Annotated in this window: 12 protein-coding genes; 7 read left to right on the plus strand and 5 right to left on the minus strand. The window is 48.0% G+C overall.

Annotation, left to right across the window (positions count from 1 at the left end; translation table 11 throughout):
* Positions 1-55 precede the first annotated feature (55 nt).
* Positions 56-1,285 carry a cysteine desulfurase-like protein gene (locus tag AC55NX_RS10275; protein WP_496995643.1) on the minus strand — a complete coding sequence of 410 codons (1,230 nt, stop codon included), beginning with the start codon at positions 1,283-1,285 and terminating at the stop codon, positions 56-58.
* Positions 1,269-1,925 carry a 2OG-Fe dioxygenase family protein gene (locus AC55NX_RS10280; RefSeq protein ID WP_496995644.1) on the minus strand — a complete coding sequence of 219 codons (657 nt, stop codon included), beginning with the start codon at positions 1,923-1,925 and terminating at the stop codon, positions 1,269-1,271. Before AC55NX_RS10280 ends, AC55NX_RS10275 begins: the two co-directional genes overlap by 17 nt.
* A gap of 410 nt (positions 1,926-2,335) precedes the next feature.
* Between AC55NX_RS10280 and trxB the strand changes: the two genes are divergently transcribed.
* The 3 genes from trxB (at position 2,336) to cydC (ending at position 6,950) form a co-directional block, all read left to right on the plus strand.
* Entirely contained in the window at positions 2,336-3,292 is a 957-nt protein-coding gene (gene trxB, locus AC55NX_RS10285) for a thioredoxin-disulfide reductase (protein WP_496995645.1), read from the plus strand.
* Between the two features lie 153 nt (positions 3,293-3,445).
* Entirely contained in the window at positions 3,446-5,236 is a 1,791-nt protein-coding gene (gene cydD, locus AC55NX_RS10290) for a heme ABC transporter permease/ATP-binding protein CydD (protein ID WP_496995646.1), read from the plus strand.
* Positions 5,229-6,950, plus strand: coding sequence for a heme ABC transporter ATP-binding protein/permease CydC (gene cydC / locus AC55NX_RS10295; RefSeq protein WP_496995647.1), 1,722 nt, complete (start codon positions 5,229-5,231; stop codon positions 6,948-6,950). Before cydD ends, cydC begins: the two co-directional genes overlap by 8 nt.
* Before the next feature lie 81 nt (positions 6,951-7,031).
* On the opposite strand, the gene rluB is transcribed toward cydC, so the two are convergent.
* The 3 genes from rluB to rnm form a co-directional block, all read right to left on the minus strand.
* Positions 7,032-7,949: a 23S rRNA pseudouridine(2605) synthase RluB gene (rluB, locus tag AC55NX_RS10300; protein WP_496995648.1), complete on the minus strand. Its 918-nt coding sequence runs from the start codon at positions 7,947-7,949 to the stop codon at positions 7,032-7,034.
* 142 nt (positions 7,950-8,091) lie between these two features.
* Positions 8,092-8,712, minus strand: a complete 621-nt coding sequence (locus AC55NX_RS10305; RefSeq protein ID WP_496995649.1) for an L-threonylcarbamoyladenylate synthase — start codon at positions 8,710-8,712, stop codon at positions 8,092-8,094.
* 31 nt (positions 8,713-8,743) lie between these two features.
* Entirely contained in the window at positions 8,744-9,586 is an 843-nt protein-coding gene (rnm, locus tag AC55NX_RS10310; RefSeq protein WP_496995697.1) for an RNase RNM, read from the minus strand.
* A gap of 262 nt (positions 9,587-9,848) precedes the next feature.
* On the opposite strand from rnm, the gene AC55NX_RS10315 reads away from it, so the two are divergent.
* Genes AC55NX_RS10315 through trpCF form a run of 4 tightly spaced genes read left to right on the plus strand, consistent with a single transcriptional unit; the run spans position 9,849 to position 14,494 of the window.
* Entirely contained in the window at positions 9,849-11,450 is a 1,602-nt protein-coding gene (locus AC55NX_RS10315) for an anthranilate synthase component 1 (RefSeq protein WP_496995650.1), read from the plus strand.
* Positions 11,443-12,027, plus strand: a complete 585-nt coding sequence (locus AC55NX_RS10320) for an aminodeoxychorismate/anthranilate synthase component II (protein WP_496995651.1) — start codon at positions 11,443-11,445, stop codon at positions 12,025-12,027. Before AC55NX_RS10315 ends, AC55NX_RS10320 begins: the two co-directional genes overlap by 8 nt.
* A 52-nt stretch (positions 12,028-12,079) precedes the next feature.
* Positions 12,080-13,078, plus strand: a complete 999-nt coding sequence (gene trpD / locus AC55NX_RS10325; RefSeq protein WP_496995652.1) for an anthranilate phosphoribosyltransferase — start codon at positions 12,080-12,082, stop codon at positions 13,076-13,078.
* 6 nt (positions 13,079-13,084) lie between these two features.
* Entirely contained in the window at positions 13,085-14,494 is a 1,410-nt protein-coding gene (gene trpCF / locus AC55NX_RS10330) for a bifunctional indole-3-glycerol-phosphate synthase TrpC/phosphoribosylanthranilate isomerase TrpF (protein WP_496995653.1), read from the plus strand.
* The last annotated feature ends 43 nt before the right edge of the window (positions 14,495-14,537 follow it).

The raw sequence follows: 14,537 nt of genomic DNA on the forward strand, positions 1-14,537 counted from the left end.
ACGTTCCACACATCTTATCCCTACTTATCCGCTGCACCGCAAACAACCACTGCGGTTAACTTTTCTCCAGACGCTGCAAATGTTCGAATAAATGGTGAATTTCTGCCTCGGTATTGTAGTGCATCATACCAATACGCAGAACTCCGTGGCTTTCGAGTCCTAAGCGTCTCACCAGACCCAGCGCATAAAAGTGACCATGCCACACGCAAATATTCTGTTCTCCCAGCGATTTGGCAATTGCCGCCGGAGTATGATGTGCAAAGCGCAGCGCAAACGTCGGGGTTCTTACCGCACTGTCAGCAACATCAGCTCCGTACAACTGTGCTGAAGTTAACGTATCTGTCAGTGATAAAAACAGCGCAGCTAACCGCTGCTCATGCTGTTGATACTGGGTGAAGCTCTCGGCCAGCCTCATTCTAAGTGAGTCCTCCGCGTTGCCCCATTGAGCAAGATATTCTATCGTCCCGATTATCCCGGCCAAACCTTCAAAATTCAGCGTCCCCGTTTCATAACGCCCCGGCCCCACATTCGGTGCCGACTCAACTTTATAGGGCATGAAATGCGCCAGCCAGCGCGGCGCAATGTACAAAATGCCGATATGGGGGCCATAAAATTTATACGCGGAACAGACCAGGAAATCACAATCCAACGCCTGTACATCAATTAACTGATGCGGGGCAAAATGAACCGCATCAACGTAAACCAATGCACCGACCTGATGCGCAGCTGCGATAATCCGCCGGACATCAACGATAGAGCCGGTGGTATTGGACGCATAGGTCACTGCCACCAGTCGCGTGCGTTCACCAATGAGAGAGAGCAGATGCTCAATATCCAGTGAACATTGATTCTCATCAACCCGGGCCTGATGGATCACTGCGCCTCGATCAGCTGCCGCCTGCTGCCAGCTCGACACATTGGCATAATGATCCAGCTCCGTGACAATCACTTCATCACCACTTTGCCATTCACGACTTAAAATCCGACTCATATGGAATGTCAACGTGGTCATATTCGCCCCGAACACAATATTCTCAGCTGCCGGAGCATTCAAAAATGCCTGAACCACTTCCCTTGCCTGCGCCACCAGCTGACCGGTGTGAAAACTCGTCGGGTAATACCCGCCCACATTTGCGGTTCCTCCCGACAGATACTGAGCAATTTGTTCCCCGACGATGGCCGGAACCTGACTTCCGCCCGGCCCATCAAAGAACAAAGGTAACCGCTGCTGATCTTGCCGGAATACCGGAAATTGCTGGCGGGCAGCCTCAGGCGTGAAATTCATGGTTTCCATCCTTTGCTGTGAGAACAAACACATCCATATGCCCTTCTTCTCCATGTTCTATCACACGAATCGGCGTCGCGTTATGCCAGAGCGCACTATCCGCCACCATAGCGACTTCACCATCTTCCAGCACTTTGCGGAAAAACGGTGCACCATGGTTATCCTGATAAAGCATCAGTTCACCACCAACAATATTATGGCGATCAATCCCAATCATCGCGATATAGTCGTAGCCGTCCTGATGAACCCCTTCCGGTGACACCATGGTCTCATCGAACACTGATGCAATACGCATCTGATGAATATCTATAATTTGTCCGTCGGGTAATCCATTGGTTTCCACAAACAGCTCACACATTTCCCGCAAACCGTCACTCCTCAGCGTTTCTTGCAGCACCGGTTCAAACTGGCGCTGAATATCCCCCTGAAACGGGTTATATTGACTGGATTGTGTGAAATCATGTTTGTCGGTTTCAACCACCTGCCCATTGATGAACTGAATCACCGAATAACGTCGCAAGCGATATTGTCCGTCGGCATGAGCCGTATGAGGAAGTTGTTGAAACGAAGGAGCCAGTTGATGGATAGCCGTATTACTCAGATGGGTAATATGCAGTGTATTCTCATGTTGATGAATCATATTCAATTCCTCTACTCAGAATTAGCATGATTTTACATTTTTATAACAAAAGAATAGTCGATTAATTTGCATTTTCCATAAACAATAACTCAAAATACGACAAACAATGACAAATTAAGAATTTTCATCTAAACCATAATTAAAAACCGCACTATCCGTTCAACGGAAAGACCAAAGCAATGCAATATACGGAATTTTTACCTATCGCGTTTGGGATCGGCAGACAGGCAGACGGTATGAGTCAATTACCTCAATCAGTTTTAATGGGACCGGTCTCTCAATCATCACAGCTCTCCTCACCATCTATAACCTTTTCTTTCATAATATGCTTTTTTTCATACTTTTATTGAATGAAGGAATCTCCTACAATCGTTAGCAAGATAGAATAAAACGATTCCCCTGAGGATAAGATGAGCAACATAAAGCATTCTAAATTGATGATTCTTGGTTCCGGACCTGCCGGTTATACAGCCGCGGTTTATGCAGCTCGCGCCAATCTGAATCCTGTTCTGATTACCGGTATGCAACAGGGCGGCCAGCTCACAACAACGACTGAAGTCGAAAACTGGCCCGGAGACCCGGAAGGGCTCACCGGACCGGGGTTGATGGAGCGCATGAAAACCCATGCGGAACGTTTTCATACCGACATTATTTTTGATCACATCAATGAAGTGGATTTTACCCGACGGCCTTTCACACTCAAAGGTGACAGCCAGACCTACACATGTGATGCGCTGATTATCTCAACCGGTGCGTCAGCCAAATATCTGGGTCTCCCTTCAGAAGAAGCATTTAAAGGACGAGGCGTGTCCGCCTGCGCAACCTGCGACGGTTTCTTTTACCGCAATCAGAAAGTCGCGGTTGTCGGGGGAGGAAATACCGCCGTTGAAGAAGCGTTGTACTTATCTAATATTGCCTCTGAAGTGCATCTGATTCATCGTCGTGATAGCTTCCGTGCTGAAAAAATTCTGATTGATCGTTTAATGGACAAAGTTGCCAACGGTCAAATTATTTTACACACAGACCGTATATTGGAAGAAGTCACAGGTGATGAAATGGGTGTAACAGGCGTGCGTCTGCAAGACACCAAGTCAGACACAATCGAGTCACTCGATGTAATGGGCGTATTCATTGCCATCGGCCATCAGCCGAATACCGAGATGTTTCAAGGCCAATTAGAAATGAAGAACGGTTATATTATTGTTCAGTCCGGTCTGGAAGGAAATGCGACGCAAACCAGTATTGCGGGTATTTTCGCTGCCGGTGATGTGATGGATCATAACTATCGCCAGGCGATCACTTCAGCTGGAACAGGTTGCATGGCGGCACTAGATGCAGAACGTTATCTTGATAGCCTGTCCGAATAAGTGCATTATTTTTCACCATTTTTGATGTGAAATCCCCTCAACCCGGTGGTGTCCCCTCCGGGTTTTATTTTGTATACTACTTGTTTGCGGGTGTGCCGTGATACCTGTAGGTAAACGCACCTTAACCAATTCATTCCTATAAAAGCCTTTAAAATGGATAAGAATAAACAACGTAGCTTAAACCACTGGCTCCGCCAACAAAGCAAGCTGGCAAAGCGCTGGCTGATGCTCGCTGTCGGGCTCGGTGTCCTCTCCAGTATTTTCTTACTGTTCCAAGCGGCTTTGCTGGCCTCGATTTTACATCAGCTGATTATTGAACAGACCCCTAAAACGGATTTAATCCCTCATTTTCTGGGACTTACAGCAATCATTGCAGTGAGAGCAGGGCTGAGTTGGGGACGTGAAATCGCCGGATTCAAATGCGGAGAACAGATCAGAATCTATATCAGACAACTGATTCTGGATAAACTCAGAGAGATGGGACCGGCCTATATCAAAGGAAAACCGGCGGGCAGCTGGGCCACACTGGTTCTTGAACAAGTCGAAAATATGCACGACTTCTTTGCCCGATACCTCCCTCAGATGTCACTGTCCGTTCTGATTCCATTTGTCATCCTTGTCGTCGTGTTCCCTGTCAATTGGGCCGCAGGATTAATTTTCCTGCTGACCGCGCCTTTGGTGCCGCTCTTTATGGCACTGGTCGGAATCAAAGCTGCGGAAGCGGCACAAAAAAACTTCAAAGCACTCCAACGCCTTTCCGGCCATTTTTATGATCGCCTTCAAGCGATGACCACGATTCGTATGTTTGACCGGACCCAAGCCGAAGCCGAACATTTACGTGCAGCGTCCGAAGTGTTTCGGATGAGAACCATGGACGTCCTGAGAATTGCTTTCCTTTCTTCTGCGGTACTGGAGTTTTTTACTTCTGTTTCTATTGCCCTCACTGCGGTCTATTTTGGTTTTAGTTTTATCGGGGAGCTGAATTTCGGTTATTACGGAGCAGAAGTCACCTTGTTCACCGGACTATTTGTCCTGATTCTCGCACCGGAGTTTTATCAGCCATTGCGGGACTTGGGCACCTTCTACCATGCCAAACAGCAAGCCGTCGGCGCAGCCGAAAGTATCGTCGAGTTTCTCCAAATCGATGTGAATGAAGTTAAATCCGGCACACAACCGGTTCCGACACCTGAACAGATCACCATCGAAGCAGAAAGTCTGGAAGTCATCAGTCCCGAAGGAAAAAGACTGGTTGGCCCCGTTACATTCCGCCTCAATCCTCAAGAGACAACTGCTTTAGTCGGTCCGAGCGGTGCGGGAAAAACCTCGCTGGTACAGGCGATTTTAGGCTTCATGCCTTATCGGGGAAAATTGCTGATCAATGGCGTAGACCTCCACGACCTCTCCCATAAGGACTGGCGACAGCTGATTAGCTGGGTCGGGCAAAACCCGTTACTGGTTCACGGGACAATTCGTGACAACGTCACCTTAAGTAAACGACAGATTACTGATGAACAACTTGAAAATGCCCTCAAAGATTCTTTTGCGGCTGACTTTGTCGAAAACCACGGTCTGGACTATTTGATCAGTGACCGTTCCGGTGGCCTGTCTGTTGGTCAAGCCCAACGGCTTGCCCTTGCCCGAGCTATGTTGCAAAACGGTTCATTCTGGTTACTGGATGAACCAACTGCCAGCCTTGATGCCAGAAGTGAACAGTTGGTCATGCAAGGGCTGGCAAAACAGATCCATCACCACACCACATTACTGATCACGCATCAACTTGCCCAACTCCAGACTGTGGATAACATTCTTGTGATGCAAGACGGGAGAATCGTCCAGTCAGGCCATTATCAGACACTCAGTCATGAAGAGGGGTTATTTAAATCGATGTTAGCCGCCAATCATACACCGCAACCTGAACATCAGAAGGGGAATCTTGATGCGTGATTTGATCCCATTTCTCAAACTGTATAAAAAGCATTGGTTTGGTCTGACACTGGGCATGATACTGGCTTTCCTAACCTTATGCGCTTCGATTGGCTTACTGACGCTGTCCGGTTGGTTTTTGTCAGCAGCAGCAGTGGCCGGTTTAGGTGTCGCCCGACAATCGTTCAACTACATGTTACCCAGCGCTTTTGTCCGCGGTTTCGCAATCGGACGCACCGCGGGGCGATGGGGAGAGCGAGTGGTCAGTCACAATGCAACCTTTAAGGTATTGGCAGATCTACGGATTTTCTTTTTTAAGCAACTGTCGCCACTCATTCCGGGACGGATTGCCAATCTCCGCGATGCCGATCTGCTCAATCGTCTGGTCGCTGATGTCGATGCGATGGACCACGTTTATTTACGACTCATCAGCCCCGTGATGATCGGCATCTTGGGCGTATTGGTTCTTTCAGCGTTTCTGTACTGGTTTGACCCAATGGTCGGCCTGACACTCGGCGCTATCTTGCTGGTATTACTGCTGTCGTGGCCAGTATTATTTTACAAACTCGGCAAACGTAACGGTGCGGCGCTGACCCAAAGCAAAGCGAATTTTCGGGTCACCCTGCTCGACTGGATTCAAGGCTATAGCGAACTGACGATTTTTGGTGCAGAACCTACTTACCGCCAAGCCATTATGCAAGATCAGCAAGACTTGATCTCACGGCAGTATATCAACACGCGTTATAGCGGATTTGCTCAGGCACTGCTCATGCTGGCCAGCGGCTGGACACTGGTATTCATGTTATGGTTCGTCGGTAATGGTGTGGGTCAGGCCGGGCCGGATCCAATGATTGCCATGGTCATATTTGCCACCATGGCCAGCTTTGAACTGCTCATGCCGATTGCCGGTGCATTTCAGCATTTAGGACAAACACTCACGTCAGCACGACGCCTGAATGAAGTGTTATCGTCTGAGCCCGAAGTGACGTTTCAAACCGAGCCGACACAACATAATGGTTCATTCGACATCCGTTTTGAGCAGGTTCATTTTCATTATCCGGAACATCAACAACGTGTACTGACAGAGATTGATCTCCATATTCCAGCCGGACATAAAGTCGCAATTGTCGGTCAGACAGGCTCCGGTAAATCGACCCTGCTCCAATTAATTTCCCGCTACTGGGATCCGAGTCAGGGTAAAGTCTCAATTGCCGGAACGGATCTGAAAAACTGGAATGAACACGATCTTCGCGCCTGTATGAGTATTGTCAGTCAACGGGTTGATATCTTAAACGGTACATTACGTGAGAACTTACAAATCGCGGCACCAGATGCTGATGATATGACTTACACACAAGTTCTCAGTCAAGTCGGGCTGGATAAACTCCTTGACGAACCGGGACTGGATATCTGGTTAGGCGATGGTGGTCGTCATCTCTCCGGTGGTGAAAAACGTCGTCTGGGGATTGCCCGGGCTCTGCTCCATCAGGGAGAGATCCTGTTGCTGGACGAACCGACTGAAGGGCTCGATAAGCAAACCGAGCAACAGATTATGGATCTGTTACGCACTCATTATGCGCACAAAACCGTGATTTTCATTACGCACCGTTTAATAGAGCTGGAACGAATGGACGCCATTTGTCTGATTGAACAAGGTCAAGTCGTCGAGTATGGTCGCCACGAAGCGCTCATTGCGCAGCAAGGCCGATATTACGCACTCAATCAAACGTTGTAGTTGTCATAGTGTAGGTGTAACACATTCATGAATGAAAAAAGGTGCTGTGAAAGCACCTTTTTTGAGTTCTAGCTTCGCTGTCTAGCGTTGGCGTCCTCTCGCCTGAGGGGCAGATTTCTGACTTCTCTGACCTCTCCCTTTCGGAGCGGAAATTCGCTCTTCATGGCGTTTGACTGCCCGGCGAATTTTCTGGCTTCTTGCCCTTTCACGCTTCCGGGAAGTATTGTCTTTAGACACATCGATCATGGTGCGTTGCTCCGGCCGTAATTCAACCAGTTTACGCAGATAGTTCACTTCAGACAGGCTGAGCTCAACCCAACCACCGCGAGGCAACGCTTTATCTAAGAAAATATCTCCGTAGCGAACTCGTTTGAGACGGCTCACAGTGGTATCCTGAGACTCCCACAAACGGCGGACTTCGCGGTTACGTCCTTCGTTGATGACCACATAAAACGTGTGATTCATCCCTTCCCCACCGGCGTATACCACGTCTTCGAAGCGTGCAACCCCGTCTTCCAGCTCAACGCCACTGACGAGATTCTTGATCTTCTGTTCGTTAATTTCGCCAAACACACGGACTAAATATTCACGCTCAACCTGACGACTTGGATGCATCAACCGATTGGCAAGTTCACCATCGGTTGTAAACAGTAACAGTCCGGACGTATTTGCATCCAGACGACCAACTGAAATCCAGCGTGATCCCCGAATTTTCGGTAATCGGTCAAACACAGTTCTTCGCCCTTCAGGATCATGTCGCGTACATAATTCCCCTTCAGGTTTATAGTAAGCGAGCACCCGGCAAACCAATTCTTCATCGGCTTTCATTGAGACAACGTGTCCGTCAATCCGAACAACGGCACTTTCATCTTCCAAGCGCTCACCCAAAACAGCTACCTTGCCATTAACACTGACACGCCCGGCCCGAATCAACGTTTCCAACTCACGACGTGAGCCGTGACCTGCGCGTGCTAAAACCTTTTGTAACTTTTCGCTCATTAACTTACCTTGCTTGTCGTCTTCTCAGACGTCGAATAAAAAATGCGACCACAAAATCGCGGTCGCACATTATCTCAAATCAAAGTGAAAAAAGCATCTGTTTTGATAACATCATTTATCCGCAACAGCCGTTTCAACATCCCTATTTAAACGGCGCCGGATCGCCCGCACCGAGCCGTTGAACCACCATTACCTCTTCACTGAAATCAATCACGGTTGTCGGCTGTTCTCCGAGGTATCCCCCATTTAAAATCACATCAACAACATGCTCCAGTGAATCACGGATCTCATCCGGATCGGACTCAGTGGTTTCTTTGCCCGGCAGAATCAACGATGTTGACATCAATGGCTCTCCAAGCGCTTCGAGTAAATCCAGCGCAATTCGGTTGTCCGGTACACGGATACCAATTGTTTTCCGCTTCGGATTCATTAACCGCCGCGGTACTTCCTTGGTGCCTTTAAAGATAAAGGTATAAGGCCCCGGGGTATTGTTCCTTAACAACCGAAATGCGGTATTATCGACCCGTGCATACAGCGAAAGCTCGGACAGATCCCTGCACAGTAGCGTAAAATTGTGTTTATCATCCAAACGACGGATTTGACAGATACGTTCCAGTGCCCGTTTATTCTCTAATTGACATCCCAATGCATAACCAGAGTCAGTCGGATAAACAACAACCCCACCATTACGAATAATCGCCACAGCCTGATTGATCAGTCGGGCTTGTGGATTTTCTGGATGAACATAAAAATACTGACTCATTATTACTCCTCACCATCGAGCAACTCGATGCTTACTCTACGGACAAGCCCCAATCTTTCCATACAGGTTCAATATCAGAAGGCAACCAAAGATTCCGGCCTAACTCCATCCACGGAGAAGGATAATGGAAATCACTACCTTGAGAGGCTAGCAGTCTGTATTGTAACGCATAATTCGTCAGATTGCGCCTTTCCTGAGGTGCTTGTTGTGGCTGAGCAACTTCCATCGCATCCCCACCAACATCGGCAAATGCTTCAATCAAACGCTTCAACCATTTTGTTGTCAGCTGATATCGTCCCGGATGCGCCAATACAGCTTGCCCACCCGCGGCATGAATCGCCTCGATTGCATCTTGCATCGAACACCAGTCCGGCGGGACATAACCCGGCTGATTGCGGGTTAAATATTTCTTAAACACCTGCTGCATGGTCTTAACATAACCATTTTCAACCAGCCATTGCGCAAAATGAGCCCGGGTAATCGCTGCATCACCGGCAATCTCTTTCACTTCCGCAAGAATACCCGATCGGGTCACTTTTTCCAGACGTTCTGCAATCATCGTCGCACGCATCTCACGACGCTGTTTTTGCTGTGTAATCAGGGCATGCAATTCAGCAGAGGTGACATCGACATTCAACCCGACAATATGAATATCTTTGTTTTGCCAAACCGTCGATATTTCAATGCCATCAATCAAACGGATCGGTAATTGTTGCGCAGTAATAAATCGATGCGCCGTATCTAAACCATCAACACAATCATGATCGGTAATCGCCAGTACATCAATGTCAAACGAAACAGCGCGAAGCAGAAGTTCCTCCGGAGATAATTTTCCATCGGAAGCGACGGTGTGACTATGTAAATCTATTTTCATCATTTTTTTTGATTTTTCACCAATAAAAGCTTGACTTCAAACCTTCGCACTAGTTTACTAGTACAAAAATACGCAACGGAACACTGACTCCATGTTACAAGAATTCAACATCAATCCAAAATCTCTCACCCTTCTTTTGATAGACAGGTTTCTGACAGGCAGGCTGTGTAACACATTTAATTTCTAATCAGCATCGCACTGTGCGAGCAGTTAACCACGAAAACAGTTGGCAACGAAGACATAAAGAATAAAGGATCAATAAATGAATAACACCATTGATATCACTCAGCTCGGGACACTGCGTCTTCTGTCAGAAACCTTGCCCTATTCAGCGGATCCAACCGCTGTATTCCACACCTTATGTAAAGACAAGAGCGATTGTCTGCTGCTTGAATCGGCAGAAATTGATTCGAAAGAGAATTTGAAAAGTCTGCTTCTCATTGATGCTGCGGTGCGAGTGATTTGCTTTGGCCATGAAGTAACGTTTCATGCACTGACCACGAATGGAAAATATCTGATTCATCATCTGCTCAAAAATATTAAATCCGAGGTTGCCAGTACACTGACCGAACAAACACTAACACTCCACTTCGATGCGCCACGGTCGGGACTCGATGAAGACTCTCGCTTGCAACAATCTTCCTCGTTTGATGCTCTGCGTCTGATTCAGCATAGTTTTGATCTGACCGGACTCGATAAACATGCCATCTTCTTAGGTGGGCTGTTTGCTTATGATCTCGTTGCCAACTTTGAACCGCTGGGTCATGCAGAAGCGACGAACCAGTGCCCTGACTATGTATTTTACGTCGCCGAGTCACTGATGATTATTGACCACCAAAATGGCAGTTGTCATGTTCAGGGCTCACTGTTTAATCCGGATGAACGGACAACGGAACAGCTATCACAGCGCCTGAAATCAATTGTTCAACAATGTCAGGACATTCAGCCGCTCCCTCCGGCGGTAGTATGCAATGATGTGACAGCAACCCCCTCAATGAGTGATGCAGAGTTCTGTGACGTGGTGGACAATCTGAAACAATATATTGTCCAAGGGGATATCTTTCAGGTTGTCCCCTCACGACGTTTTATTCTGCCATGTCCGTCACCGTTAACCGCTTATAAAAAACTCAAAGAGACCAACCCAAGTCCTTATATGTTTTATATTCAGGATGAAAAATTTACGCTGTTTGGGGCCTCTCCGGAAAGCGCGCTCAAATATGCCAGTGAGACCAATCAAATTGAAATCTATCCGATCGCAGGTACTCGTCCACGCGGAAAGAATCCAGACGGTTCCATCAATTTCGATCTCGATGGCCGGCTGGAATTGGATCTTCGCAATGATAAAAAAGAGAACGCTGAACACATGATGCTGGTTGATTTAGCCCGCAATGACGTCGCCAGAATCTCCAAAGCCGGTACTCGCCATCTGGCTGATCTCCTTAAAACTGACCGTTACAGCCACGTGATGCATTTGGTTTCGCGGGTTGTGGGTCAACTGAGACATGATTTGGACGCCCTGCACGCCTATCAGGCCTGTATGAATATGGGAACATTGACCGGTGCGCCGAAGATCCGGGCGATGCAACTAATCCGAACAGTTGAACAAGAGCGCCGGGGCAGCTACGGCGGTGCAGTCGGTTATATGACAGGTGAAGGTGATCTTGATACTTGTATCGTGATTCGCTCAGCCTATATCGAGGATGGTATTGCCAGCGTTCAGGCTGGTGCCGGTGTCGTTTACGATTCTGACCCACAGGCAGAGGCTGATGAAACCAGAGGGAAAGCCCAAGCCGTCATTGCTGCAATTCAGATGGCACATCAGGCACCAGACAGCTTAGTTCAGGGAGAAAAACGTCATGGCTAATCTCATTTTTATCGACAATTTTGATTCATTTACCTACAACCTTGTTGACCAATTCCGTTCACTCGGACATCAGGTCACCATTTATCGAAACAATATCGAAACGGCTCAGATCATGGCGACGATCAACCGGACTGAAGATCCTGTCGTTGTCCTTTCACCAGGGCCGGGTGCGCCTTCCGAAGCCGGCTGTATGCCGGAACTGTTACAACAGGTGATCGGTAAAGTCCCGGTTATCGGTATCTGTTTGGGTCATCAGGCGATTGTTGAAGCCTACGGTGGCCGGGTTGCAGGTGCGGGTGAAATCGTCCACGGCAAAGTCTCACTCATGGCACATCAAGCCCATACGGTTTATCACGATTTACCATCACCGATGACCGTTGCAAGATATCACTCTTTGGTTGCCTTAGAGATACCGGAAGCACTGACCGTGACCGCAGAAGCGGATGGTTTAACCATGTCTGTAATTCATGAACAACACAAAGTTTGCGGATTTCAATTTCATCCGGAATCGATCATGACCACTTATGGCGCGAAACTATTGGCAAATACGATTGAATGGGCACTTCAAGAGAACTAAGCCGAAACATTATTGACCAAACTAAAATATCAAGAGAAGGGAAAAGGACCACATGCAACCAATCATTGATAAACTGTTCTCACAGGTTTCATTATCTCAGGAAGAAGCCCATACCCTCTTTAGTCAAATTATTCAGGGTGAAATGGCACCAATCCTGATGGCCGCAATGTTAACGGCACTGAAGCTCAAAGGTGAAACGCCCGAAGAAATCTCCGGAGCCGTACAGGCATTGCTGGATAACGCGACACCATTCCCTCGCCCCGACTACGATTTTGCCGATATTGTCGGCACCGGTGGCGACGGTGCCAATACATTTAATATTTCGACCACCGCTGCATTTGTCGCAGCAGCTTGCGGTGTCAAAGTCGCGAAGCATGGTAACCGGGGCGTGTCGAGCAAATCCGGGTCTTCTGACCTGCTGGATGCATTCGGTATTGATCTGGCAATGACGCCTCAGGCAACCCGGGAAGCACTGGACGAACTGGGGGTCGCTTTTCTGTTTGCCCCGCAGTACCATGGTGGCGTCCGGCACGCGATGCCGGTGCGTCAAACACTCAAAACCCGAACTATTTTCAATATTCTCGGTCCACTCATTAATCCGGCACGGCCAAATATCGAACTGATGGGGGTTTATGATCCAGACCTCATTCAGCCGATTGCTCAGACCATGCTAAAAATGGGGATGAAGCGCGCTGCGGTGGTTCATGGTTCCGGGCTGGATGAAGTCGCCATTCATGGTCCGACGCTGGTGGCAGAGATACAAGATCAAACAGTCACGGAATATCTCTTAACACCTGAAGACTTCGGATTAAAAACGTATCCTTTATCAGCCATTCAGGGGGGAACTCCTGAAGAAAACCGTCAGCTTATTGAAAATTTGTTAACAGGCAAAGGTACAGAGGCACAGATGGCGGCTGTCGCAGTGAATGTTGCACTACTACTTCGTCTGTTCGGCCGCGAAGATTTAAAAGCCAATGCCCAACAAGCAATTGATATCATGAAATCAGGACAGGCATTCCAGCGAGTCCGACAACTTGCACAGCGGAGCTAATAATACATGACAACACAGTTATCAGAACACATCACCACAAAACATACGGAAATGGCAGAAGTCCTCGTAAAGATTGTTCGCGATAAACATCTCTGGCTTGAACAACGTCAGCAGAATCAGCCATTAGCAAGCTTTAAGCATTTACTTAAACCTTCAGACCGAAGTTTTTATGATGCGTTGAATACTGGAAAAGCAGCGTTTATTCTCGAATGCAAAAAGGCATCACCGTCCAAAGGGCTGATCCGCGACGTTTTTGATCTGGACTATATCGCATCAGTCTATAAACAGTATGCCAATGCGATTTCGATTCTGACTGACGAGAAGTACTTTCAGGGAAATTTTGAGTTTATTCCTCGGGTTCGCAATCAGGTCACCCAACCGGTCCTGTGTAAAGATTTCATGGTCGATACCTATCAGGTTTATCTGGCCCGCCACTATGGTGCGGATGCCATTCTACTGATGCTTTCCGTTTTAGACGATGAAACTTATCAGACACTGGCGCAGGTTGCCCATCAGCTCAACATGGGGATTTTAACCGAAGTCAGTAACGAGGCCGAGCTGGAACGGGCAGTCGCACTCAAAGCAAAAGTCATCGGTATCAACAACCGTAATTTAAGAGACTTAACAACCGACCTGAGCCGAACCAAAACACTGGCACCAAAGTTACCGAAAGGTACCACGATTATTTCGGAGTCCGGCATTTATACGCACCAGCAAGTCCGGGATCTGTCAGCCTACGCTCAGGGCTTCCTGATCGGTAGTTCTCTGATGTCTGAACAAAATCTGGAAATAGCGGTTCGCCGTGTGGTTCTCGGTGAAAACAAGGTTTGTGGACTGACCCGCCCCGATGATGCTGCGCAAGCTTACCGGGCCGGTGCCGTCTACGGTGGGTTAATTTTTGTCGAAGCTTCCCCACGCTACATCACACCTGAGTCGGCCCGTATCACCATGTCCGGAGCGCCCCTCAAATATGTGGGGGTATTTCAGAATCACACCGTCGAACATGTGGCCCAAATGGCCCGTGAACTACAGCTCAGCGCTGTCCAGCTGCATGGTAACGAAGATCAAGCCTACGTCAATCAGCTCCGAGAAGCACTCTCTGCTGATATCGCGATTTGGAAAGCTTATGCAGTCTCAGACCAAATTCCGGCACAGCTAACACAACATGTTGATCGCCATTTATACGATACCAAAGTCGGCCAACAAAGCGGTGGCACCGGGCAAACATTTGACTGGCAACAACTCACCCAAGTTGAAGGTGTAATTCTTGCCGGGGGGTTATCACCGGAGAATGCCAAAGAAGCAGCTTCTCTCGGGTGTAACGGACTGGATTTTAATTCAGGGGTTGAATCGGCTCCCGGCATCAAAGATGCTGATAAATTACAGCAAGTTTTTCAACAAATCAGAGATTACTAGTCGTCGGAATACCGATACCTGACAGAACACAAAAAGGAATCAA

It is taken from the genome of Vibrio rubrogenes, from assembly GCF_059641415.1.

Excerpts from the sequence above, each read along its gene's own strand:
- AC55NX_RS10275 (WP_496995643.1), bottom strand. The coding sequence starts at position 1,285 with ATGAATTTCACGCCTGAGGCTGCCCGCCAGCAATTTCCGGTATTCCGG.
- cydD (WP_496995646.1), top strand. The coding sequence starts at position 3,446 with ATGGATAAGAATAAACAACGTAGCTTAAACCACTGGCTCCGCCAACAA.
- cydC (WP_496995647.1), top strand. The coding sequence starts at position 5,229 with ATGCGTGATTTGATCCCATTTCTCAAACTGTATAAAAAGCATTGGTTT.
- rnm (WP_496995697.1), bottom strand. The coding sequence starts at position 9,586 with ATGAAAATAGATTTACATAGTCACACCGTCGCTTCCGATGGAAAATTA.
- AC55NX_RS10305 (WP_496995649.1), bottom strand. The coding sequence starts at position 8,712 with ATGAGTCAGTATTTTTATGTTCATCCAGAAAATCCACAAGCCCGACTG.
- rluB (WP_496995648.1), bottom strand. The coding sequence starts at position 7,949 with ATGAGCGAAAAGTTACAAAAGGTTTTAGCACGCGCAGGTCACGGCTCA.
- trpCF (WP_496995653.1), top strand. The coding sequence starts at position 13,085 with ATGACAACACAGTTATCAGAACACATCACCACAAAACATACGGAAATG.
- AC55NX_RS10280 (WP_496995644.1), bottom strand. The coding sequence starts at position 1,925 with ATGATTCATCAACATGAGAATACACTGCATATTACCCATCTGAGTAAT.
- trxB (WP_496995645.1), top strand. The coding sequence starts at position 2,336 with ATGAGCAACATAAAGCATTCTAAATTGATGATTCTTGGTTCCGGACCT.
- AC55NX_RS10320 (WP_496995651.1), top strand. The coding sequence starts at position 11,443 with ATGGCTAATCTCATTTTTATCGACAATTTTGATTCATTTACCTACAAC.
- AC55NX_RS10315 (WP_496995650.1), top strand. The coding sequence starts at position 9,849 with ATGAATAACACCATTGATATCACTCAGCTCGGGACACTGCGTCTTCTG.
- trpD (WP_496995652.1), top strand. The coding sequence starts at position 12,080 with ATGCAACCAATCATTGATAAACTGTTCTCACAGGTTTCATTATCTCAG.